The sequence below is a fragment of the Microbacterium sp. M1A1_1b genome (assembly GCF_053345565.1).
In genome coordinates, this window is record NZ_JBKFAJ010000002.1 from 356,448 (window position 1) to 379,548 (window position 23,101).

Below are 23,101 nucleotides of genomic sequence, written 5' to 3' on the forward strand. Positions count from 1 at the left end.
TGGTTGCCTTTCAGCCCTTGACGGCGCCGCTGGTCATGCCGGCGACGATCTGGCGTTGGAAGAAGATGTACAGCACGAGCGGCGGGATCGTGATGAGCAGCACGTCGGTGAACAGCAGGTTGAGCTGGCTGACCGACTGGCTCTGGAACGCGTACAGCGTCTGCTGCACGGTGGCGTTCTCGGACCCCGGCAGGAAGTACAGCGGGTTGGCGAAGTCGTTGAACACCGCGACCGACTGCACCAGCACGACCGTGATGATGACCGGCTTGAGCAGCGGCAGGACGACCCCGAAGAACAGCCGGATCGGGCCGGCGCCGTCCAGGACCGCGGCCTCGTCGAGCTCCTTCGGGATGGTCGCGACGAACGCGCGGAACAGCAGGATGCAGAACGACAGCCCGAAGGTGGCCTCGATCAGGATCATGCCGCCCATCGTCTTGAACAGGTTGAGTCCCTGCAGCACCCAGATCGTCGGGACGATCGCGGGCGGCACGATCAGGCCGGCCAGGACGAAGAAGTTGATGACCCCGTTCCACCGTCCCGGTCGTCGCTGCAGCACGTACCCGACCATCGCCGAGAACACGACCATGATCACGACGCTGCCGACGGTCAGCACGGCGCTGTTCAGGAACGCCCGGACGATGCCGGACTCGCCGCTCTGGAACACCGCCTGCAGGTTCTGCCACAGCTGCCACTTCGTCGGCAGCGTGAAGCCGAGCTGGTTCGCCTCGGCCGGGGACTTCGCCGCCTGCAGCAGGACGAACACGAAGGGGACCAGGAACACCACGAAGCTGACGACGATGGCGATGATGCCGATGACCCACTTGCGGGTCGTGTCGGGGCGTCGCCGGCGCGGTGTGGCCGTCCGACGCGGGGTGCTGACAGCGGTCACAGTTCCGGCTCCTTCCGGTTCAGCAGCCACGACACCGGGACCATGATCGCCGTCACGACGACGAACAGGACCACGTTGCCGGCGGTCGACAGGCCGTAGAAGCCCGCCTGGTACTGCTTGTAGATCACACTCGCGATGACGTCGCTCGTGAACCCCGGTCCGCCGCCGGTCATCGCCCAGATCAGGTCGAACGACCGCAGGCCGCCGATGAGCGACAGGATGATGACGGTGCCCATCGCGGGGCGGGACAGCGGCAGCGTGATGTTCCGGAAGATCGTCCACGCGCTTGCGCCGTCGACCCGGGCCGCTTCGAAGTACTCCTGCGGGATGGCGACGATGCCGGCGATGAAGATGAGCGTCGCGATGCCGACGCCCTTCCAGATGTCGACCGCGGCGACGCTCCAGAGTGCCAGGGCGGGGTCGGTCAACCAGCCCGGGGTGGGCAGGCCGACCGATCCCAGCAGGCCGTTCACGATCCCGTGGAAGGGGTCGAGCAGCGCCTTGAACGTGATGCCGATGCCGATGGTCGACACCAGCACCGGGAAGAACACGACCGCGCGCAGGTACCCGCGGCCGAGCACCGGGGACGTGAGGAGCAGGGCGAGGGCGAGTCCGAGGACCACCTTCGCCGCGCTCGTCACGAACCCGTACTCGAACGTGTGGATGAACCCAGAGACGAGTTGCGGGTCCTGGAAGAACCGGGCGAAGTTGTCGAAGCCGATGAAGGTCTGGTCGAACAGCGTCCAGCGTGTGAGCGAGAAGTAGAACCCGGCGAAGGTCGGGACCGCGAAGAACACGACGTACAGCGCGATCGCGGGGATGAAGAACCACGCGGGGTAGAACGAACGCATCTTCCCGCGAGCCGGACCCGGCCCGGACTTCGTCGTCTGCGGCGGGGCCACCGCCGTCGTGAGCGTCGCGGTCACCGCCGTCACCAGCCCTTGATGCCGAGCTGCTGGGCCTGCTGCACGACGTCCTGGTCGTACTGCTTGGCACCGACCGCTGCGGTGGTGATCCCGGAGCCGACCTGCACGCAGATCTTCTCGAGGTTCGGTCCCTTGATGGGCGACAGGAACTCGAGCGCCGGCGTGGCCTTGCCGTCGGTCAGGTACTGCTGCACGTCGGTCGCGATCGTGGGGACCGAGGAGGGCAGTTTGCACGAGCTGATGACGTACGGGCCGGCGGGGGCGCCGGTGTCGTTCTGCACCTTGCAGCCGTCCGACGAGTTGGCGAACGCGATGAACTTCTTCGCCGCCGCCAGCTTGTCACCCGTCGAGGTCTTCGGGATGTACAGGCCGTTCGGCTCCCAGATCGTCAGCCGGGTGTCCGAGGCGGTGTCGGCCGGCAGCGGGAACACCCCGATGTCGTTCACCGCGTCCGGGCTGTCCTGCTGCAGCGTCGAGATCGCGTTCGTCAGCATCGGGTACTGCGCCCCGGTGCCGTCGGCCAGCATCTTCAGGCCGTTCGCCTGGGTCGCCGACGCGTCGTCCTCGTTGACCAGGTCCTTGTCCTTGACCTCGGCCAGGTGCTCGAAGCCGGCGAACGCCGGGTCCTTCGCGTAGGACTCCTTGTGGGCGGTGTACTTCGTCGCCCAGTCGGCCTGCTGCGCGGAGATGTTCGCGAAGTCACCGAGCACGAACAGCTGGCTGGTCCAGGTGTCGCCGTAGGTCTGCACGATCGGTGCGACCTTGCCGGCGTCCTTGATCTTCTCGCTGTTGGCGATGAACTCGTCCCACGTGGTCGGGATGCTCAGGCCCAGGTCGGCGTAGACCTTCTTGTTGTACATCACGCCGCCACCGAAGCTCGTGCCGAACGGGGCGCCGTACACGCCCTTGTCGGTGCTGACGACCTTCGTGAACTGCTTGTCGACGTCCTTCGCCCAGCTCTGGTCGGACAGGTCGACGAGCGTGTTGTCCGGGTTGAGCGCCTGCATCAGTGAGCCCGAGTTGTAGTTGAACACGTCGGCCATCTCGCCGGTCGACAGCTGGGTCTTCACCAGGTTGTCGCCCTCGGTGCCCTGCGGACGGGTGTCGAACTTGACGGTGACGTTCGGGTTGGCCTTCTCGAAGGCCGCGATGAGTGGCTTCGCGGTGGCCGCGGTGGCCGGCGAGTTGTCCGCCTGGTAGGTGATCTGGACCTTGCCGCCGCTGCTGCCGGTGTCGGCGGAGCCGCCCGACGAACACGCGGCCAGGCCGCCGATCAGGACCGTGGCGCCGCCGATGGCGAGCAGCCGCGTGGTCAGGGAACGTGCTGACATCCTTACCTCCTCGTAAGGCCCGGGGATGGGGACCCGGGTGGAAACGGACCCGGTCACCGCGTCGTCGTGGTGGCCGGTCATGCTGTTTAGAACGTTTCAATCGGAATGGAACCATGCGGATTGAAGCGTGTCAATCACCGAGTCCGATTCGTTGCAGACGGCGCGCGACGCGCGCTCCACCGGACGGGAGGCTCGGTGCCAGGCCACCACGAGCCTCCCGTCCGGTGGGTGGCGCGCTGGTGCGCGCGCGCACGGTGCGAGGTCTGCCGCTGGTGCGCGTGCGCACGGTGCGAGGTCTGCCGCCGGTGCGAGGTCCGCCGCTGGTGCGAGGTTGGCGGCCCCGTGCGGGGGAACAACTTCGCACCACCCCGCGAACCTCGCACCGGGCGCCAACCGCGCACGGTGCGAGCGGCACACGGAGCGCCGCAGTGCGCACGGTGCGAGCTTGTGCTGTGACCCGGCGCGGTCACCGGTCTGACGTCAGGGCTCGGAACGCCGGGGATCCGTCGGAGTCGCGGCCAGCCGAGCACGGTGCGCCGCCGCTGCCTGGCGTCCGAGGGTGCTCTCGCGCGGCACGAGCTCGCTGCCGAGGACGACCGTGCGGTGCACGTGCTCCCCGGGCGGATCCGTCAGCTCGGCCAGCAGCAGGTCGACCGCGACCCGGCCCATGTCCGCGCCGTGCATCGTCACCGACGTCAGCGGGACGGCCCCGCCCCACGCGATGGAGTTGTGGTCGCAGCCGGAGACCGGGATGTCCTCGGGGACACGGATGCCGGCGGCGCGCAGCTCGGTGACGACGGCCATCGCGAGCAGGTCCGTCACGCCCAGCACCCCGTCCGGGCGCTCGTCCGCGGGCATCCGGGCGATCCGAGCGCCGGCGTCGGTGCCGCCCGGTGGGTCGATCTCGCCGGCATCGACGTCGACCAGGGTGACTCCGGGATGCGCGGCGATCGCCCGCAGGACCCCGGCCCGTCGACGGGACACGGGCTGCAGGTCGGGTCGGGCGCTGACGAAGCCGACGCGCCGCGAGCCGCGCTCGATGAGGTGCTCGGTGGCGATGTACCCGGCCTGCTCGTTGTCGACGACCACCGAGCAGGCGTCGACCTCGGTCGGCTCGTAGTTGACGTAGACCACCGGGTGGCCGTGGCGGCGGGTGCGTTCGACCTGGTCACGGGACTCCTGCATCGTCGCCAGCAGGACGCCCGAGGTGCGGGTGCTCTCGAGGTAGGCCAGGTGGTCGCCCTGGGCCTGCAGGTCGTTCTCGCTGCTGGCGATGAGCAGCGTGAAGTCCCGTGCGCGGGCAGCGAGCTGCGCTCCGTTCAACAGGTCGCTGAACAGGGAGTTCTGCAACGAGGAGACCACCAGGCCGATCGACCGTGTGCTGCCGGAGACCAGGGCCCTGGCGTTCCGGTTCGGGGTGTAGCCGAGGGCGGCGATGGCGGCGTGGACCCGGGCGGCGGTGGCCTCGCGCACACGTTCGGGGTGGTTCAGGACGTTCGACACGGTGGCCAGGGAGACGCCCGCCTGCGCAGCGACGTGGTGCACGCTCGGCGGCCCGTCACGACGAGGGGGCTGCACCATGCCTCGATCGTAGATGGACCGTCGACCCGGTCCGGTCGCCCGGTCTCAGCGGTCGCGGACGGTGGACTGGCGCACGACCAGCTCCGGCGTGAACTCGACGCGCTCCAGCTCGACGTCCTGGCCGTGTTCGACCTGGCGCACGAGCAGCTCGATCGCCTGCCGCCCGAGGTCCTGCGCCGGCTGCCGCACGCTCGTGAGCGGCACGACGGCGGCCTCGGCGAACGCGATGTCGTCGTACCCGACGATGGCGATCTCGTCCGGTACAGCGACGGAGCCGCGCATGATGAACGCCTGTTCCAGCCCCACGGCGAGCAGGTCGTTCGCGGCGAACACGGCGTCGGGACGCTCGGACGCCGGACGACGCTGCAGTGCTTCGCCGACGCGTCGGCCCTCGAGCACCGACAGCGAGGTCGTCGTGAGCACCTCGAGCGTGGCCCCCGCGGCCATCGCGGCGGCGAGTGCCCCGGCGTGACGGTCGACGACCTGCCGGATGCCGAACGGGCCGCCGACGTAGGCGATCCGGCGTCGGCCGATGGCGAGCAGGTGTTCGACGGCGATCCGTCCCCCGGCGACGTCGTCGACCGACACCGACGAGAAGTGTTCGTCGTCCGCGCGCCGGTCGACCAGCACGACGGCGGTCCCCTGGTCGCGCAGTCGGGCGAGTCGGGCGAGGTCGTCGCCGGCGGGGGAGATCAGCAGCCCGGCGACCCGGCGCTCCTCGAACAGGTCGACGTACATGCGTTCGCGGTCGGTGGACTCGTCCGAGTTCCCGATGAGCACCGCCAGACCCTTGGACATCGCGGCGTCCTCGGCCCCCCGCGCGACGTCGGTGAAGAACGGGTTGCCGCCGTCGAGCACGATGAGCCCCACGGTCGAGCTGCGTCCGGCGCGGAGCTGGCGAGCGGAGTCGTTGCGGACGAACCCGAGTTCGGCGATGGCGCTCTGCACGCGCTCGACCGTCGCAGGAGCCACCTTCTCGGGGCGGTTCAGCACGTTCGACACGGTTCCGAGGGACACGCCGGCGAGTGCTGCGACCTCCCGAACGCTCACCGTCATGCCGTCATCCTGACATCCCGACGTGGTTCCGCGGTCGTGGGGTGGGTCCCGGCGCGGCGTGGGCCCCGCCATCGCGCACCGTGCGGGGTCGACGGCGCCGCGCGGGGTCCCCGGCTCGAGCACCGTGCGAGGGTGCCGCCCCGGTGCGGGGTCGACGAGCTGAGCACCGTGCGAGCTTGCTCGTCCGTGCGCGACTGGTGGCCCGGTGCGCGGTTGTTGCCCGGCACGGGCCGCGCAACCTCGCACCACCCGGGCGGGCGCACGGGACCGCCGCTTGCGACGCGCGCGGCGGGCGCGTATCGTCCTCGCAGCACCGTTGAAACGATTCACTGACGAACACGCACGAACGGAGGACCAATGGCGGTCCGTATCGGAGCCAGCAACACCACCGGCTGGAAGGCCACCGTCTCGGTGGCGATGTCGAACTACATCGAGTCCGGGTCGATCATCGCGATCGCCACGAGTCTGAGCCTGTGGCAGGCGCAGTTCCACATCGGGGACCTGCAGGTCGGGCTGCTCGCGAGCCTGTCGGCCAACGCCTTCGGCGCGGCAGCGGGTGCGATCGTCGGCGGTCCGCTCTGCGATCGCTACGGCCGGAAGTTCATCTACACGTACGACCTGCTGCTCTACATGCTCGGCATCCTGCTGGCGGTCTTCGCCGGCAGCTACGGCATGCTGCTCGTCGGGTTCATCCTGACCGGCATCGCCGTCGGAGCAGGGGTGCCCGCGAGCTGGACGTACATCGCCGAGCAGGCGCCTGCCGACAAGCGCGCCGCCCACGTCGGTACGGCGCAGCTGGCGTGGTCGATCGGCCCGATGGTCGGGTTCGCGCTGGCGATCGCCGCCGCGCCCCTCGGCCTGCTCGGCAGCCGGCTGATCTTCGCCCACCTGTTCGTGGTCGCGGCGATCGTGTGGTGGCTCCGTCGCGGCCTGCCCGAGTCCACGATCTGGAAGGACGAGCGAGCGGCGACCGGCACCGCGAACTTCTTCCACGGCATCACGCAGCTGTTCAGCCGCAAGGTCAACCTGACCGCGATGCTGTTCCTGTTCGGCGTCTACGCGCTCTGGAACACCGTCGCCGGACAGGCCGGCATCTTCCAGCCGCGCGTGTACTCGGCCACGGGCGTCACGAGCACCACCGAGCAGTACGGACTGCAGATCCTGGTGTGGGGCTGCACCGTCGCCGCGACGTACTTCGGGTTCATGCGCTTCGCCGACCGGATGAGCCGCCGCGTGCTCTACGCCATCGGGGCCGCGCTGGCGATCGTCGCGTGGGCCGTCCTGATCTACGCGCCCGCCAACCTCGGCACCCTGCTGTTCTTCGCGATCGCGTGGGGGATCTCGTCGGGCATCGGCGCGCAGGCGTTCTACGGCCTCTGGACGAGCGAGCTCTTCGCCACGCGGTACCGGGCCAGCGCGCAGGGCGTCCTGTTCCTGGCAGCGCGGGTCATGGTCGGTCTCCTGAGCATCTGGTTCCCGCTGCTGCTGAACGGCATCGGTCTGCAGGCGCTCGGCGGACTCATCCTGGGCCTGCTCGCGCTGTCGTTCCTGGTCGGCACGATCTGGGCGCCGTCGACCCGTGGCCGTTCCCTCGACGACATCGAGGCCGAGCGGTACGGCACGGTGACGAGCAGGTCCGGGACCGTCCGGACCGTGGACGAGCCGGCGACCCGGTCATGACGGGAGGCCCGGATCACGTCACGCGCGTCTGCTTCCGGCTGCAGGTGGCCGCGGAACACATGGACGCGTACCGCGAGCGGCACGCTGCGGTCTGGCCCGCGATGCTCCGGGCCATCGCGGCGGCGGGCCGACGCAACTACTCGCTGTTCCTCGACGAGGACGGCCTGCTGATCGGGTACTACGAGACCGACTCGGTCGCCGACGCCGATGCGTCGCTGGCTGCCAGCGAGGTCGCGACGGCGTGGGAGGAGCACATGCAGGACCTGTTCGACGGTGCCACCGGCCGGGCAGACCAGACCGCGCGGGTGCTGCCCGAGGTGTTCCACCTCGAGGACCAGCTCGCAGCGGCAGCGGACTGACGGCGCGGTCGAAGGACGGCCCGGTCGGCTGACGACCCGGTCGACGGTTCAGCCGGCTGATCGGGCTGCTGGCTACCGTGGGCCGCATGCAGACACCTCAGCCCGGCACGCTCCGCATCCTGCACCTGTCCGACACCCACCTGACGGGGGACGGAGCGCTGCACCAGGGCACGGTCGACACCACGGCCGCGCTCGACGCCCTGCTCGCACGACTCGACGAGGTGCCGGGCATCGGGCTGGTCGTCGTGTCCGGCGACCTGTCCGAGGACGGCTCGCCCGACTCGTACACGGCCCTGCTCGACCGCGTCGGGGGATGGGCGACCCGGCACGGTGCCGCGCTCGTCACCGTGCCGGGCAACCACGACCAGCGCGCGGGCTTCCGACAGGTGCTGGCGAACGGGCACGTCCTGGGCGAGGGCGGCCGCCCGCTGATGCACACGATGGAGCACCACCCGCCGACGGTGCCGGTGTGGGGGCAGTCACTCGTCGCCGGTCGGCGCATCGTGACGCTCGACACCAGCGTGCCCGGCGCCGGCTACGGACTGCTCACGGACGAGTCGCTCGACCGGCTGCGGACGGCCCTGGCGAGCGACGCGAACGACGCGGGCGAGGCCGGTGCCGCCCGTGGCACCGTCGTCGTCCTGCACCACCCCCCGCTGCCCGCCCCGACGGCACTGCACGAGGCGCTCCGGCTGCAGGACCCCGAGGACCTGGCCGATGCCATCCGGGGCTCCGACGTGCGGGTCGTCCTGGCCGGCCACTACCACCACCCCTTCGCGGGCAGCATCGGTGGCGTGCCGGTGCTCGTCGCGCCGGGGGTCGCGAACGACACCGACCTCACCGGCCCCTACGGCACCGAGACCGCCCACGTCGGCACGGGGGCGCTGGTGGTCGACCTGGCCGAGGACGGCACGGTGTGGTCGACCCCCGTGCACGTCCGCACCCCGGCGGACGGAACGGTCGCGGTGCACCACGACGCCCAGGCCGTCGCACGCATCATCCAGGCGGTGGGCCCGCGCTGACCGCGACGTGCGTGGCGGGCGGGCACCGGGCCTCCAGGACGGACGTGGCGACCACGGGCACGTCGCGACCCTCTGGGAAGTCCCCGGGACGCGCGGGCGGTCGCCCGGCGGCGCGAGTATCAGGGTGCAACAAGGTCTGACAGGAGTGAGCCATGCGAACCGGCAACGCAGTGCAGTACGCCCGCTACGGCGGGTTCGACGTCGTCGAGGTCGTCCCCCAGGAGCGACCGAAGCCCGGCCCGGACGAGATCGTCGTCGAGGTCTCCGTCGCGGGCCTCAACCACATCGAGCGGTTCCTGCGTGAAGGGCGCCTGCAGGACTCCATCCAGCTCGAGTTCCCGGCGCGACAGGGCGTCGACTTCGCCGGCGTCGTCGCCGCACGCGGGTCCGACGTCCGCGACCTCAAGGTCGGCGACGAGGTCATGGGGCACGCACCGCACGGTGGCTCGCACGCGACGTGGGTGACCGTGCCCCGCAGCGCCGCCGTCAAGAAGCCGTCGACGATGAGCTTCGAGGTCGCCGGCAGCCTGTACCTGGCGGGATGCACCGCGCTCAGTGTCGTGCGCTCGCTGCGGCTCGGCCCGCAGGACACCGTCGTGATCAGCGCGGCGGCCGGCGGCGTCGGGCACATCGAGTGCCAGCTCGCCAAGGAGGCGGGCGCGACGGTCATCGGCCTCTGCAGCCCCCGCAACCACGACGCGCTCCGGCAGATCGGCGTGCTGCCCGTGGCCTACGGCGAAGGGGAAGAGGACCGGATCCGCGAGATCGCCGACGGTCGCCCCATCACGGCCTTCATCGACAACCGCGAGCACGGCGAGAACAACGAGCTCGCCCGTCGCCTGGGGATCGACGACAAGCGCTTCGTCACGAGCCAGGAGCGGGGCGAGCTCGAGGTCCGGTTCCTGCGCGCTCCCGGCGACGACCACGAGGCCATGGAGATGCTGACCACGCTCGGCGACCTGGTGCAGCGGCACAAGGTGCAGTTCATCATCTCCGGGTACTACCCCTTCGAGTACATCGTCGACGCCTACGAGGACCTGGCCGAGATGCACTCGCGCGGCAAGGTCGTGGTCGGCATGCAGCCTGTCGAGACCGGTGCGCGCCTGCACTGGTACAAGTCGGAGAAGTCCCGCGACCTGCGCGACCCCGTGTCGAGCGGCGCGCCCGCCCGGCCCGCGGCCGAGTAGCGCCACACACGACGACGGGCCCCGGTGGTTCACCGGGGCCCGTTGTCGTGACACCGCTTCAGCTCAGGATGTCCTTCGAGGCGAACCGGCCGTACGCCAGGGTGCCGAACACCGCGACGTAGCAGAGCTGCAGCACGGCGTTGCTGCCGAACGAGTCGAAGGCGATCGGGTCGCGCAGCAGATCACCGAAGCCGAGCCACTGGTGCGAGAACAGGAACGGGTGCAGCCAGTCGAGCTGCGGCAGCTGGTCGAGCACCTGGGACGCCCCGGCGAGGACGACCGTGGCCGCCATCGCGCCGACGGGCACGTTCGTCAGCGACGACGCGAACAGCCCGATGGCGGACAGCCCGAGCATCGACAGCGTGACGTAGAGCGCGAGCAGCAGTGCACGGCCGGCGTAGGACCACCCGTCGACCTGGGTGCCCGACAGCAGGGTGACCGGGCCGATCGGGAACAGCAGTGCCCCGATGGCGGCACCGACGAGCACGATGACGAGCGTGGCCGCCAGGCAGAACGCCACCGCGCCGACGTACTTGACCAGGATGAAGCGCAGGCGCCCGGTCGGTGCGACGAGCAGGTAGCGGAGCGTGCCGTGACTGGCCTCGCCCGCGACGGTGTCGCCCGCGACGACCCCCACCGTGAGCGGCAGGAACAGCGGGATCGACACCGTCAGCGCGGTGAACGACACGAACAGGCCGTTGTTGGTGATGTCGCCGAGGAAGGCGGGGCCGCCCGAGTCGCCGCCCGTGGTGATCCGGACCGCGACTGCGATCAGGACCGGTACGAGCGCCAGCGCACCGAGCATCGCCCACGTGCGGCGGCGGCGGAACACGAGGGCGAGCTCGGAGCCGAGCAGGGCGAAGGTGCGCGTGCGGGTTCGGGACGGCGACGTTCGCGGCGCGTCCTGCTGCTGCGGCTGCGCGGCCGACTGCTGCGCGGCCGACTGCGCCGTCGCGTCGCCGTCCGGACTGGAGGCCGTGGTCGCGTTGGTCGGGTCAGGCAGCGACATCGAAGCCCTCCCCGGTCAGGGCCACGAACAGGTCCTCGAGGGTGCCGCCGCCGACCGCGATCCCGCGCACCCGGACGTCGGCCTGCACCAGTTCGGTGACGATGGTCTCGGTCAGCAGCGTCGCCGGCAGGTCGGCGACCAGTGCATCCGCGCCGCCGTCGTGCCGCGGGGTCAGGCCGAGCCGCATCAGGACGGAGCCGGCCTGCCCGAGGTCGGGCGTGCGGACGGTCACCGTGCGGGCACCGGCCGAGCGCAGGTCGTCGAGTGTGCCCTGCGCGACGAGCTTGCCCGTGCGCATCACCCCGGCGTGGGTGCAGACCTGCTCGATCTCGGCCAGCAGGTGGCTCGAGACGAACACCGTGGTGCCGTCGTCGGCCAGGGAACGGATGAGGTTCCGGACCTCGCGCGTGCCCTGCGGGTCGAGGCCGTTCGTCGGCTCGTCGAGCACGAGCAGCTCGCGCGGTGTCAGGAGTGCGTTCGCCAGACCCAGCCGTTGCTTCATGCCGAGGGAGTAGGCGTGCGCCTTCTTGTCGGCCGCGTGGGTCAGCCCGACCCGGTCGAGCGCCCGGGCGACCCGCTCCTTGCGCGTGCGGGCGTCCGAGGTGGGGTCGGCGGCGTCGAAGCGTGACAGGTTGGCCCGGCCGGACAGGTACGGGTAGAACGCCGGCCCCTCGACCAGCGCGCCCACCTTCGGCAGCACCGAGTGCAGTGCCTTCGGCATCGACTCCCCGAGCACCTGGATCGAGCCACCCGTGGCGGACGACAGTCCGAGCAGCATCCGGATGGTGGTGGTCTTGCCGGAGCCGTTCGGCCCGAGGAACCCGTAGACGGACCCCCGGGGCACCGCGAGGTCGATGCCGTCGACCGCGCGCTGCTTCCGGAAGACCTTCGCCAGGCCCGTCGTGCGGATCGCCAGGTCCGTCTCCGTCACGGGAACTGACCGGTCCGGTCGGGTCGGTGCCGTCGTGCTCACTTGGCGGCGGCGACCAGGGACGACACCGGCACGGCACCCGCCAGGACACGACCGTCATCGGTCAGGTACACCGACACCAGCGAGGTCTGGATCGCGCGGCCGCCGTCGACGGCTCGGGTCACCTGGTTCAGCAGCGAGGTGCCGTCGGCGTCGAGGCTGCTGGTGTCCGCACTGCCGGCCGGGAGCTCGGCGATCGTGGCCCACCCGGTGCCCGTGGTGGTCGGTGCGCCACTGCGGTCGCCCGCGTGGCCCTTCGCGCCGTCGTGGTGCTTCGCGTGGTCGGCTTCGCCGGAGAGGTCCTTCGTGGTGACCTTCGCGTTCGACGGCGGGGTGAAGTCGAACAGGCGCGAGGCCGGAGCGCCGTACGACAGGCTGGTGTACCCGACCTGGAACGCGGGGTCGGACTGGCCCGTCGCCAGGACGGTCGCGCGCAGCGGGAGACCGGTCTGCTGGTCGACGGCGAGCTGGACGCGGCCGACCAGGGTGTCGGAGGACTTGGGCGTCAGCGTGATCTGCCACGCGCGCTGTCCGGCGACCGTGGTGCTGATCGGCTTGGAGACGGTGGTGCTGGGCGTGATCGCGTCGATGGCCTGCTTCGCGATGTCGGCCGGGGTGGTCGTGCCGTTCTGCAGCGACTTGGCGGTGTCCTTCGGCAGGGTGACGTGCGTGGCTTCGCGCTGCTTCGAGTCCCAGGTCCAGACGTCGCTGCCGTTGCGGACGAGGTCCTGTTCGGCGAGCTGCTGCGTGACCTGGATCCGCTGCTTGGACGCGCCGTCGACGTACACGCGGGCGGTGTGCGACTGGGTGAGCATGCTCAGCGCGTCGGAGGCGTTGCCCTCGAGCGAGGACCCGCCCGAGCCGGTCGGCAGTTCGGGGAGCCCGAGGTCACTCGTCTGCGCGAGCTTGCCGGAGTACTGCGCGTCGGACGACTTCGCGACGCTGGCGATCACGTCGGCCGCGGTGGGGTTCGCACCGGCGAGCGGCGTGCTGGCGGCGTTGGCCAGGGCCGGAGCGGCGATCACACCGGCGACGACCACGGGTGCGATGACGGCGGGCAGCCATGCGGACTTCTTCATCAGGGATCCCCTTGCTTCGAGTCGAGAGCACAGTAGGTCCGGCAACCGACAGTCCGCTGTGCTCCGACCGGGTCCGACGCGGTCCGTGGACCTTCGTAGACTCGGGTGTGCGGCCGAGTCGGGTCGGATGGCGGCGAAGGAGACGGCATGCGGGCAGTGCTCGGTCTGGACATCGGGACGTCGAGCACGAAGGCGCTGCTGGTGCGGTTCGACGGACACGTCATTGCCGAGGTCGTCCGGCACCACGAGGTCGACCGCCCCGAGCAGGGCCTGGTCGAGATGGACGGTGCCGTCTGGTGGGACGAGTTCGGCGCGTTGACGCGCGAACTGCTGGCCATCGCACCCGACGTCGAGGTGGCGTCGGTGGGCGTCAGTGGCATCGGCCCCTGCGTGCTGCTGACCGACGACGCCGGCGAACCGCTGCGCCCGGCCGTGCTGTACGGCATCGACACCCGCACGTCGGCGATGCTCGACGACCTGACCGCCGAGCTCGGTGGCGAGGACACGATCCGGCAGCGCTGCGGTTCGGCCCTGAGCACCCAGGCCGCCGGCGCCAAGCTCGCGTGGGTCGCACGCAACGAGCCCGCGGTGTGGCGGCGAGCGGCACGGTTCACGATGCTGTCGTCGCGCGTGGTCGAGCTGCTGACGGGGGAGTACGTCCTCGACCACCACTCCGCCAGCCAGACGACCCCGCTGTACGACGTCCGCACCAACGCGTGGATCCCGGAGTGGTGCGACCGACTGGCGCCCGGCCTGCCCATGCCGCGTCTGCTCTGGTCCGGCGACCAGGCGGGGACGGTGACCGACGCGGCGGCCGCGGCCACGGGCCTCCCGGCCGGCATCCCGGTGACCGCCGGCACCATCGACGCCTGGGCGGAAGGGGTGAGCGTGGGGGAGTCCGTGCCGGGGCGGATGTTCCTGCAGTACGGCACCACGATGTTCATGATCGTGCCGACCCCCGAGCCGACCCCCGTGCCGGGGATGTGGACCACCGTCGGCACCCACCCTGAGCAGCCGAGCGTGTCCGGTGGGATGGCGACCTCGGGGGCGATCACCGAGTGGCTCCGGCGGCTGGTCGACGGCGACTGGCGATCGATGCTCGACGAGGCGGACGCGTCCGGGATCGGCGCGCGCGGGCTGCTGATGCTGCCGTACTTCGCGGGCGAGCGGACGCCGATCGCGGACCCGGACGCGCGCGGGGTCATCGCCGGACTGACCGTGCGCCACACGCGGGGCGACCTGTACCGGGCGACGCTCGAGGCGACCGCGTTCGCCGTGCGGCACAACGTCGAGGTGCTGCGCGGTGCGGGGGTGGCCGTCGACGAGCTGGTCGGTGCGGGCGGCGGGCTGCTCGGGCGGTTGTGGCCGCGGATCGTGTCGGACGTGACGGGGCTGCCGCAGACGATCCCGACGGTGACCGTGGGCGCCGCGTACGGGTCGGCGTTCCTGGCCGCGGCGCTCGTCGCGAAGGTCGACATCGCCGCGTGGAACCCGCCCGCCGAGCGCATCGAGCCGGACCCCGTCGCGCACGCGGCGTACGAGGACGGGTACCGCGACTACCGCGAGCTGTACGAGGCGACGAAGGCCGTGGTGCACCGGCTGGCGGCGCGGGGCTGACGCGGTCAGTCGCCGGGGGTGTGACGCGGGTTGACGTGGTCGCCGTCCCAGGTGAGGTCGCTGTGCTCGTCGACCTCGTGGGCCTCGAACCGGTCGTCGGCCAGCACCGCGTCGACGAGCGCACGTGAGCCGGCAACGATGGTCGAGTCCCAGTCGATCTCCGACGCGACGACCCACTCGTGGCCCTCCGGCCAGAGCAACTGCGGTCCCCTGGACACGTCGACGGGGAGGTCGGACGGCGCTCGGTCGGCCCAGCCGGGGTCGGCCAGGTCGTCGAGTGTGGTCTGCAGCAGGACGAACTCGCGACCCGGCCAGTCCAGCGTCGTCAACGCAGTGGTGGCGCGGGGCTCGGCGTACATCGCCGCGACGGCCGCCTCCCGCATCCTCGCGACGGCCGTCTCCTGCATGGCGGCGATCTCGGTGTCCGAGAGCTCTGACCCGTCCGCGTGCCCGACGTACACGCTGCTGGAGGTGTGGGGATCTCCCCATCCGTTCCAGACTGCGGCCACGACGTCCTGCGGGGTGGCCGTCGCCTGCGCCAGGTGCTCGGTCAGGGAGGCGAGCAGGGTGGGCTCGAGTCGGCCGTCCTCCACCTGTCCGATCCACCAACCGTCGTCGAACGACATGATCGACTCCTGGTCCGTCAGCCGGTGCCACTGGACGAGTGGGTGCATGGTCCGACCGGTGCGACGAGCGACGTCCGCCCAGCGCCAGGTGGCTGACTCGACGACGGGGTGCCCGCCCCAGGCATCCGTGACCCGGAGGTCCTCCCGATGTGCAGGGACGGGGTGCAAGATCCTGGCCGACGCCGCGAAGCCGGTGCCCGTGACGCCGCCGACCCGCCCCCAGGCCCCGACCCGGTCGACCAGCCACGATCCGCGCTCGACTGCCGTGATGACGTGCATGACCCGAGCGTAGGTGGCGCGGGTTGACGCTGCACAACGAGAAGCAGTCCGCGCCGCACGGATGCGTGGCGCGGACTGCTTTTCGTTGTGCGAACTGCCCTGGCCGGCCGCGGCCGCGGCCGCGGCCGCGGGCCGCGCTACTGCGCGTCGACGCCGGCCGGGGCGCTGCCGTCGTACTCGCAGATGGCGGCGACCTTCTCGGCGCTCGCCGACGAGGTGTCGAACTCGTAGCCGAGCCACTCCTTCGCCAGGCGCCTGGCCAGCTCGACGCCGATCACGCGCTGCCCCATGCAGAGCACCTGCGCGTCGTTGGACAGCACGGAGCGCTCGACGCTGTACGAGTCGTGCGCGGTGACGGCCCGGATGCCGGGGACCTTGTTCGCGCTGATCGCGACGCCGAGCCCGGTCCCGCAGATCAGGATCGCCCGGTCGGCCTCGCCGTTCGCCACCATGCGGGCAGCGTCGACGGCGACGTGCGGGTAGGCGGTGTGCCCGTCCGCGTCGACCCCGACGTCCACCACGGACGCCACCCGGTCGTCGCGCTCCAGGTCCTGCTTGATGATCTCCTTGTAGTCGAACCCGGCGTCGTCCGAGCCGATCACGAGACGGTACGTCATGCGTGCGTTCCTTCCTTGTCTGCTGCACGGTCGGCGAGGACCTCGCCGACGCGCGTGAGGATCATCCCCATCGAGGTGGCACCCGCGTCGGGCGTCCCCAGGCTCTTCTCGGCCAGCGGTCGCGCACGCCCCACCTTCGGCGTGAGGTCGGCGGTCTTCAGGGCCTCGTCACGAGCCACTTCCGCGGCAGCCTGCCATGCGGGAGCGAGCGACTGACCGGCCTTGACCGAGGAGTCCAGCGCATCGACGAACGGCAGCAGGGCGTCGAGCAGCGTCTTGTCCCCGCGCGAGGCGCCGCCCAGGTGCACGATCGAGTCCGCGAAGGCCTGGGCGGCATCGACGACGTCGCTCGCCGCGATCGCGGCGCGGTCGTCGCCGAGCGAGCGGCCGAAGGCCTCGAGCGCCGCACCCCACAGCACCCCGGAGGTGCCGCCCGCGAACTCGGCCCACGCGTCACCGGCGCGGCCCAGGACGAAGGCGACCCCGGCCTCTTGGGCGACCTGGTCGACCGCCTTGCGGGCGGCACCGATCCCCTTGACCATGCCGCGACCGTGGTCGCCGTCGCCCGCGACCGCGTCGATGCGGCCCAGCTCGTCCTCGTGCTCGCGCAGCAGGGCGTCGATCGCCTCGATCGCGGCGCGCGCGGTCTGCGCGGCCCGACGGGAGGCCTCGGTCGCGTCCGGCGCGACCAGTGCCTCGGTCTCGGCATCGGCCACTGCCTCGGCCGGCACGAGCGCCGCGACCGGCGCCGCCACCTTGCGGTAGGCGGGCGTGTACGCGTCGGCGCGCCACAGGGTCTCGAGCTCGTCGTCGAGCCACTGGAGGGTGAGCGAGCAGCCGCCCATGTCCAGACTGGTGACGAGCTCGCCGACCTCGGGGTCCACGACCTCGAGCCCGGCTTCCTGCAGCAGGGGGAGCACTCGGCCCCAGAGCAGGAAGAGTTCTTCGTACTTCGTGTCGCCCAGCCCGTTCAGGATCGGCGCGACACGGGTGCCCGCGCCCGCGGGACGCTCGGCCAGCAGCCGCTCGACGAGCAGCGCCGCCAGGTCCGTCGCGCGGAGCAGGGGGACGTCCTCGATGCCGGGCTCGCCGTGGATGCCGAGCCCCAGGCCCAGGTGACCGTCGGGAACGGTGAACAGCGGCTCGGTGGCCCCGGGCATCGTGCAGCCCGAGAACGCGACCCCGATCGTGCGGGTCGCCGCGTTCGCCGCCGTGCCGACGCGTTCGACCTGGTCGAGGTCCGCACCTGTGGCCGCTGCCGCACCCATCGCCTTGAACACCGAGAAGTCCCCGGCGATCCCACGGCGCTTCGACACGTCGTCCGCGCTGGCGACGTCGTCGGTGACTATCACGATCCGGGTGTCGATGCCCTCGGCGTTCAGCCGCTCGGCCGCCAGCCCGAAGTTCATCGTGTCCCCGGCGTAGTTGCCGAACGACAGCACGACGCCCCGGCCCTGGTCGGCGGCCTTGGCGACCGCGTACACCTGGGCCGTCGAGGGCGAGGTGAAGACGTTGCCCACCACCGCGCCCGTGGCGAAGCCCGGGCCCACGACGCCGCAGAACGCGGGGTAGTGGCCGGAGCCACCGCCGACGACGACCGCGACCTGCGGTTCGGCGTGCTCGGTCGGCAGGGCCACGACGCCGCCGTGGACACCGCGCACCCGGTCGGCGTACAGCGCGAGCCAGCCGGCGAGCTGGTCCTCGGCGAACTCGTCGGGGTCGTCGTGGATCGTGGTCATGTGCGGGGTCCTGTCGTGTCGGGGTTCAGTGTGCGCCTGCCCGGTGGGCCGACGGTCAGGCGGGGTCGGTCAGTGCGTGCGCTCGCCCTGCGGCACCTTGAGGAAGTGGATCATCACGAAGGCGCAGGCGTACAGGCCGACGAAGGTCCAGGTCACCGCCTGGCCGCCGCCGCCCAGGGCGAAGACCGCCGCGACGACACCCGTGCCGAGGAACGCCGCCCCACCGGCAGCCGTCGTGTACATCGCCATCGCCGCGCCCTTGTGGTCGGGTGCGAGCGCCGGCATGATCGCGCCCATCGGGACGAAGCCGGCGAGCAGGCAACCGAACACGCAGCCGGCGATCACGGAGAGCACGTAGCCCCAGGTCGAGCCGGCCGGGACGAGCTGCGGGACGTACCACCAGGCGACGAGCCCGATCGCCGAGCCCATGATCCCGAACCACTTGACGGTGCGCTGCCAGCCGATCTTGTCGCCGACCCAGCCGAACAGCGCGTTGACCAGGATGTTCGTCGCGTAGACGCACACGGTCATCAGCAGCCACCGGCTCTGGCCCCACCCGCGGTCGTTCGCGATCACGGCGGGCAGCACGACGAACATGCCGAACTCGGGCGCGGTGTTGATCAGGCGGACCAGGAAGCCCATCAGGACCTTCGGGCGTGTGGCCGTCAGCCGGATGCCGCTGGTCAGGACCCGCCAGGCGCTCTCTCCCTCGGGGGCGATCCGACGGAACCCGTTGGGCAGCCGCACGCCGAACAGCAGGATGAGGAACCCGATCACGACCAGGCCGATCGAGGCGACCATCGCGCCGGTCTCACCCACCGTGCCCCCGCCGAACACCGGGATCGCCCCGATGGCGAACAGTGAGCCCAGCGTCGGCAGGCCACCGGTGAAGGCCACGTAGAACCACCCGACGGCCGAACCGTTGCGCTCGACGGGCGTCGTGATGTTCACCCACACCAGGAACGCGAACGCGAAGAGCGGGTAGCCGAAGCCGCGGATGGCATAGGCGGTCGCGGCGAACGGCACGCTGCCGACACCGAGCGCGATGAGGAAGAGCACCTCGAACACGACCCAGACGGCGAAGCCGATGATCATCACCCGGCGCGGGCCGATCAGGTCGGACAGGGCGCCCGACACGTAACTGCCGATCAGGGCGGCCAGGCTGTAGAACGTCACGATCGTCGCCACCGTGGCCTCGGGGGACCCGAGCACGGCGACCATGTGCGGCGTGATGAAGTTCGACTCGACGCCGTTGCCGGTCATGAAGACCAGGACGGCGAGGAACCCGAGTGCGAGCGGACGGGGGATGCCCATCCGGTCGAGGCGGCCCTCGGGGCGGGGTGTTGTGGGCGCAGCGCTGCGCTGTGTCGTCGTCGACATCGAGAGTCTCCTGGACTGTTCCGGGTGGTCGGGTCGGGTCGGGTGGGTCAGGTCGGCTCAGGACATCGAGGGGATGATCGACACCTTGACGCTGGCGCCGGCGGAGTCGCCGACCAGGTCGAGGGCGTCCTGGAAGCGCTCGAGCGGGAACTGGTGCGTGCAGATCTCGTCCATCGGCAGCGTCTCGGCCTCGAGCAGCTTGATCGCGGCGGGCCAGGTGTGCGGGCCGAGGTGGGCGCCGCGGACGTCGAGCTCCTTGTCGTCCGAGATGATCGACCAGTCGACCGACACGGCGTCCTTGAAGACCGAGTACTCGACGAAGGTGCCGAGCTTGCGCAGCAGGTTCAGGCCCTGGGGGACCGCCGAGGGGTGGCCGGTCGCCTCGATGTAGACGTCGGCGCCGTAGCCGTCGGTCAGCTCCTTGATGATCGACACCGCGTCGTGTTCGGCGATGTTGATCGTCATGTCCGCGCCGACCTTCTCCGCCAGGTCGAGCTTGGCGTCGACGACGTCGAGCGCGATGATCCGGAGCGGGTTCTTCTGCCGGGCACCGGCGATGGCGGACAGGCCGATCGGGCCGGCGCCGGCGATCACCACGGTGTCGCCGAACTTGATGTCCCCGCGCTCGACGGCGTGGAAGGCGCACGACAGGGGCTCGGCGAACGCTGCGACCTGGCCGGGCAGTGCGCTCGACACGGGGTGCGTCAGGGCCTTCGCCGGCACCAGGACGTACTCGGCCATCGCGCCGTCGTAGCCCTTGAAGCCGAACATGTCGTGGACGTTGCACATCCAGTACGCGCCCTCGAGGCAGTAGCGGCACTCCCAGCAGGGGACGATCTGCTCGCAGGCGATGCGGTCCCCGAGGGCGACCTTGCGCTTGGCCAGGGCGTCGTCGTCGCCTGCGACGATCGTGCCGACGAACTCGTGCCCGGGGATGCGGTCGGTCTCGGCCCAGGCGGCGCGGTTCTCGTCGCCCCAGAACTTGGCGGCACCGTGGTAGCACTTCAGGTCGCTCGCGCAGATGCCGACCGCGTCGGTGCGGAGCAGCAGTTCGCCCGGACCGGGGACCGGGACGGGGCGCTCTTCGAGCCGGTAGTCCTCGGGGCCGTGGACGACGACGGCACGCATCGTCGTGGGGATCGCCGAGGTGGTCTGGGTGGTGGTGTTCGTCGTCATCGACATGAGCTGCTCCTTCATCGGGTGGCTTCGCGGACGACTGTACACCTTGCAGAACGTTTGTCCAGAACACAATTTCTGGTACGGTCCGACCATGACCGACAGCACCGAGTTCACCGACGCACTCCGTCCGGGTCCCGACACCGTCGACCTGACCAACGACTTCTCCGGGCGCACCGCGATCGTCACCGGCGGTGCGTCCGGCATCGGGAACGCCATCGCCGTCGCACTGGCGGCGCGGGGAGCGCGCGTCGCGATCGTCGACGTCCGCGCCGAGGGCGCCGTCGAGGCCGCGGCCGCCCTGCCCAACCCGCCCGACGGGTCCGGTGCCGAGACTGGTGCGGCTGCGGCTGCGGGTGCCGGTGCGTCGCACGCCGGCTTCGGCTGCGACGTCACCGACCAGGCCGGGGTCGACGCCACCGTCACCGCGGTGGCCGAGCACTTCGGCCGCATCGACGTCCTCGTCAACTGCGCAGGCGTCGCGATCCTCGCCCCGGCAGAGGACCTGGACGCCGCCGCGTGGGACACCACGATCGCGGTGAACCTGACCGGCACCCACCGCGTCACCCAGGCCGTCGGCCGCCACATGCTCGCCGCCGGCTACGGCCGCGTCGTGACCATCGCCTCGCAGGCGGCGCACGTCGGCATCGACGGCCACGCGGCCTACTGCGCGTCGAAGGCCGGCGTGATCGGGCTGAGCCACGTGCTCGCGCTCGAGTGGGGCCGCCGCGGGGTCACCGTGAACACCGTGTCGCCCACCGTCGTGCTGACCGACCTGGGCCGTGGCGCCTGGGCGAACGAGAAGGGCCTCCGGCACCAGGACGAGATCCCGACCGGCCGGTTCGCCACCCCGGACGAGATCGCGGCGGCGGTGCTGTTCCTGGCGTCGGCGTCGAGCGCCATGGTGAACGGCGCGGACCTCCGTGTGGACGGCGGGTTCACGATCCGCTGAGACCCGGCGCGGCTACGATCGCCCCATGTCCGCCGAGACCCCCACCCCGGACGGAGCCCGCCCCCGTTTCCCGCTCGACACCGTGTACCAGGCGGCGCGGATGTACTACCTCGAGGACGCCACCCAGGTCGAGATCGCCTCGCGACTGGGGGTCTCGCGCCCGACGGTGTCGCGGCTGGTCGCCGAGGCTCGCCGCGCCGGACTCGTCCGCATCGAGGTCGTCGACCCGTTCCAGGACGAGACGGTGGCGCTCGCCGAACGCCTGCAGGTGAAGCTCGGCCTGCACGCGGTGCACCTGGCAGCGGTCACGCACACCGCCACACTCGGCGCCGACCTGGCGGGACCGCTCGCCAGTGCGGTCGAGGGGATGGGGCTGCAGCCCGGCGACGCGGTCCTGATGTCGTCGGGGCGCACCGTGTACGACGTCGCCCACGCGGGCATGCCGCAGCTGCCGGGCGTGCAGCTCGTCCCGACCGTCGGCGGTCAGGCGGACCCGATGCCCTGGTTCCAGACGAACGAGATCACCCGCACCGCCGCCGAGCACTCCGGTGCGATCCCGGCGTTCCTGTTCGCCCAGGCCCTGCCGTCCCAGGCGATGCGCGCGACCCTCGACGAGGACCCCGCCTTCCAGCACGTCATCGGCCTGTGGGGTCGGGCGAAGGGCGCGATCCTGGGGGTCGGCGCCCCGACACCCACCCGCGACGCCCTTGCACGGGGCGTCCCGGTCGAGGACCAGGCGTTCGACCGCGCCGCCGGCGACGTCTGCCTGAACTTCTACGCGCCCGACGGCTCGGCGATCGAGTTCCCCGGCAGCGACCGGATGGTGCGCACGTCACGTCAGGTGCTGGCCGCCGTGCCGCACGCCGTCGGTGTGGCCGTCGGCGAGGCGAAGGTCCCGAGCATCATCGGCGCGGTCCGTGGCGGGCTGGTCAACGAGCTGGTGTCGGACGCGGCCACGGCACGCGCACTGCTCGACGCGCTCGCCTGACCGCCGCGCCGTGGGCGCGACCCGGCACCGGACGGGAGGCCCGGGGCGGGCCCGCCACGCGCCTCCCGTCCGACTACAGCCGGCCCTGGTGGCTGCGCCGCACGTCCCACAGGTGGTGCACCGGGTCGTGCGCGTAGTAGACCGCCAGCGAGGCGACCGTGAACGCGCTGCCGTCGGAGCGCAGCCCGGTGCGCTCGAGCTGGTCGTCGCGGACGTCGTCGAACGCGCGCGCTGCCCGGTGTGCCGCCTCGCCGAGCTCCCGCTCGACCGTCGCGGGGTCCTGCTGGTCGTAGGCGTCCTCGATCGCCGTGGCGTCCTGGTCCCAGTTCGCGAACGTCGGGGTGTCCTCGGTCAGCATCAGCGTCAGCCGCTCGGTCATCTTCCGGTGGACGTCGCGCACGTGCGCGGCGTACTCCAGCGTCGACCACGTCGCATCGTCCGGTCGGTCACGGACGTCGGACCGGGCGAGCGCGGTCGGCCAGCCGGTGGCGTTCGCTTCGACGATGCCGGGCACGTCGCGGATCGTCGTCGTGCTGCCGTCGTAGCCGCAGTCCGGGCACGGTGTCCCGATGACCCATGTCCAGTTCTTGGTGTCCGGTTCGATCGCCATGGCCCGATCGTACGAGATCGTGGCAGGC

Annotated in this window: 21 protein-coding genes; 7 read left to right on the top strand and 14 right to left on the bottom strand. The window is 71.3% G+C overall.

Going from position 1 to position 23,101, the window contains the following annotated elements:
- Positions 1-10: 10 nt before the first annotated feature.
- The 5 genes from ACLBWP_RS06275 to ACLBWP_RS06295 all read right to left on the bottom strand — a co-directional run bounded on the left by ACLBWP_RS06275 (position 11) and on the right by ACLBWP_RS06295 (position 5,783).
- Positions 11-814 (bottom strand): carbohydrate ABC transporter permease, encoded by an 804-nt coding sequence (locus tag ACLBWP_RS06275; RefSeq protein ID WP_447654841.1) that lies wholly within the window; start codon positions 812-814, stop codon positions 11-13.
- Between the two features lie 71 nt (positions 815-885).
- On the bottom strand, positions 886-1,740 hold the full coding sequence (locus tag ACLBWP_RS06280) for a carbohydrate ABC transporter permease (RefSeq protein WP_243563191.1): 855 nt from the start codon (positions 1,738-1,740) through the stop codon (positions 886-888).
- Between the two features lie 80 nt (positions 1,741-1,820).
- Entirely contained in the window at positions 1,821-3,146 is a 1,326-nt protein-coding gene (locus ACLBWP_RS06285; protein ID WP_447654520.1) for an ABC transporter substrate-binding protein, read from the bottom strand.
- 480 nt (positions 3,147-3,626) lie between these two features.
- The gene (locus tag ACLBWP_RS06290; protein WP_243563083.1) at positions 3,627-4,727 is read right to left on the bottom strand and encodes a LacI family DNA-binding transcriptional regulator; all 1,101 of its coding nucleotides are present in this window, start codon (positions 4,725-4,727) and stop codon (positions 3,627-3,629) included.
- Between the two features lie 45 nt (positions 4,728-4,772).
- Positions 4,773-5,783, bottom strand: a complete 1,011-nt coding sequence (locus ACLBWP_RS06295) for a LacI family DNA-binding transcriptional regulator (RefSeq protein ID WP_243563084.1) — start codon at positions 5,781-5,783, stop codon at positions 4,773-4,775.
- Positions 5,784-6,140: 357 nt separating this feature from the next.
- On the opposite strand from ACLBWP_RS06295, the gene ACLBWP_RS06300 reads away from it, so the two are divergent.
- The 4 genes from ACLBWP_RS06300 to ACLBWP_RS06315 all read left to right on the top strand — a co-directional run bounded on the left by ACLBWP_RS06300 (position 6,141) and on the right by ACLBWP_RS06315 (position 10,031).
- Positions 6,141-7,463 (top strand): MFS transporter, encoded by a 1,323-nt coding sequence (locus ACLBWP_RS06300; protein ID WP_447654521.1) that lies wholly within the window; start codon positions 6,141-6,143, stop codon positions 7,461-7,463.
- Entirely contained in the window at positions 7,460-7,822 is a 363-nt protein-coding gene (locus tag ACLBWP_RS06305; protein WP_447654522.1) for an L-rhamnose mutarotase, read from the top strand. Before ACLBWP_RS06300 ends, ACLBWP_RS06305 begins: the two co-directional genes overlap by 4 nt.
- Positions 7,823-7,908: 86 nt before the next feature.
- A complete protein-coding gene (locus ACLBWP_RS06310; protein WP_447654523.1) occupies positions 7,909-8,844 on the top strand; it encodes a metallophosphoesterase in 936 nt (311 codons plus the stop codon).
- Between the two features lie 170 nt (positions 8,845-9,014).
- Positions 9,015-10,031, top strand: a complete 1,017-nt coding sequence (locus ACLBWP_RS06315; RefSeq protein WP_447654842.1) for an NADP-dependent oxidoreductase — start codon at positions 9,015-9,017, stop codon at positions 10,029-10,031.
- 58 nt (positions 10,032-10,089) lie between these two features.
- Here the strand turns inward: ACLBWP_RS06315 and ACLBWP_RS06320 are convergent, their stop codons facing one another.
- Genes ACLBWP_RS06320 through ACLBWP_RS06330 form a run of 3 tightly spaced genes read right to left on the bottom strand, consistent with a single transcriptional unit; the run spans position 10,090 to position 13,089 of the window.
- Positions 10,090-11,040, bottom strand: a complete 951-nt coding sequence (locus tag ACLBWP_RS06320) for an ABC transporter permease (protein WP_447654524.1) — start codon at positions 11,038-11,040, stop codon at positions 10,090-10,092.
- Positions 11,027-11,971: an ABC transporter ATP-binding protein gene (locus ACLBWP_RS06325; RefSeq protein ID WP_243563089.1), complete on the bottom strand. Its 945-nt coding sequence runs from the start codon at positions 11,969-11,971 to the stop codon at positions 11,027-11,029. The genes ACLBWP_RS06320 and ACLBWP_RS06325 overlap by 14 nt, the downstream gene beginning before the upstream one ends.
- A gap of 38 nt (positions 11,972-12,009) precedes the next feature.
- Positions 12,010-13,089, bottom strand: coding sequence for a LolA family protein (locus tag ACLBWP_RS06330; protein WP_447654525.1), 1,080 nt, complete (start codon positions 13,087-13,089; stop codon positions 12,010-12,012).
- A 147-nt stretch (positions 13,090-13,236) separates the two neighbouring features.
- Between ACLBWP_RS06330 and ACLBWP_RS06335 the strand changes: the two genes are divergently transcribed.
- Positions 13,237-14,706, top strand: a complete 1,470-nt coding sequence (locus ACLBWP_RS06335; RefSeq protein WP_447654526.1) for an FGGY-family carbohydrate kinase — start codon at positions 13,237-13,239, stop codon at positions 14,704-14,706.
- 5 nt (positions 14,707-14,711) lie between these two features.
- On the opposite strand, the gene ACLBWP_RS06340 is transcribed toward ACLBWP_RS06335, so the two are convergent.
- From ACLBWP_RS06340 to ACLBWP_RS06360, 5 genes are all read right to left on the bottom strand, one after another.
- Positions 14,712-15,611, bottom strand: coding sequence for a hypothetical protein (locus tag ACLBWP_RS06340; protein ID WP_447654527.1), 900 nt, complete (start codon positions 15,609-15,611; stop codon positions 14,712-14,714).
- Positions 15,612-15,748: 137 nt separating this feature from the next.
- Positions 15,749-16,228 carry a ribose-5-phosphate isomerase gene (locus ACLBWP_RS06345; protein ID WP_447654528.1) on the bottom strand — a complete coding sequence of 160 codons (480 nt, stop codon included), beginning with the start codon at positions 16,226-16,228 and terminating at the stop codon, positions 15,749-15,751.
- A complete protein-coding gene (locus ACLBWP_RS06350) occupies positions 16,225-17,967 on the bottom strand; it encodes a dihydroxyacetone kinase family protein (protein ID WP_447654529.1) in 1,743 nt (580 codons plus the stop codon). The genes ACLBWP_RS06345 and ACLBWP_RS06350 overlap by 4 nt, the downstream gene beginning before the upstream one ends.
- 69 nt (positions 17,968-18,036) lie before the next feature.
- A complete protein-coding gene (locus ACLBWP_RS06355) occupies positions 18,037-19,347 on the bottom strand; it encodes an MFS transporter (protein WP_243563094.1) in 1,311 nt (436 codons plus the stop codon).
- 57 nt (positions 19,348-19,404) lie between these two features.
- Positions 19,405-20,529 carry a zinc-binding dehydrogenase gene (locus ACLBWP_RS06360; protein ID WP_308221892.1) on the bottom strand — a complete coding sequence of 375 codons (1,125 nt, stop codon included), beginning with the start codon at positions 20,527-20,529 and terminating at the stop codon, positions 19,405-19,407.
- Positions 20,530-20,617: 88 nt separating this feature from the next.
- On the opposite strand from ACLBWP_RS06360, the gene ACLBWP_RS06365 reads away from it, so the two are divergent.
- A complete protein-coding gene (locus ACLBWP_RS06365) occupies positions 20,618-21,475 on the top strand; it encodes a GolD/DthD family dehydrogenase (RefSeq protein ID WP_447654530.1) in 858 nt (285 codons plus the stop codon).
- 25 nt (positions 21,476-21,500) lie between these two features.
- Positions 21,501-22,463, top strand: a complete 963-nt coding sequence (locus ACLBWP_RS06370; RefSeq protein WP_243563096.1) for a sugar-binding transcriptional regulator — start codon at positions 21,501-21,503, stop codon at positions 22,461-22,463.
- Between the two features lie 73 nt (positions 22,464-22,536).
- On the opposite strand, the gene ACLBWP_RS06375 is transcribed toward ACLBWP_RS06370, so the two are convergent.
- Complete coding sequence (locus ACLBWP_RS06375) at positions 22,537-23,073, bottom strand: DinB family protein (protein WP_243563097.1); 537 nt, start codon at positions 23,071-23,073, stop codon at positions 22,537-22,539.
- Between the last annotated feature and the right edge of the window lie 28 nt (positions 23,074-23,101).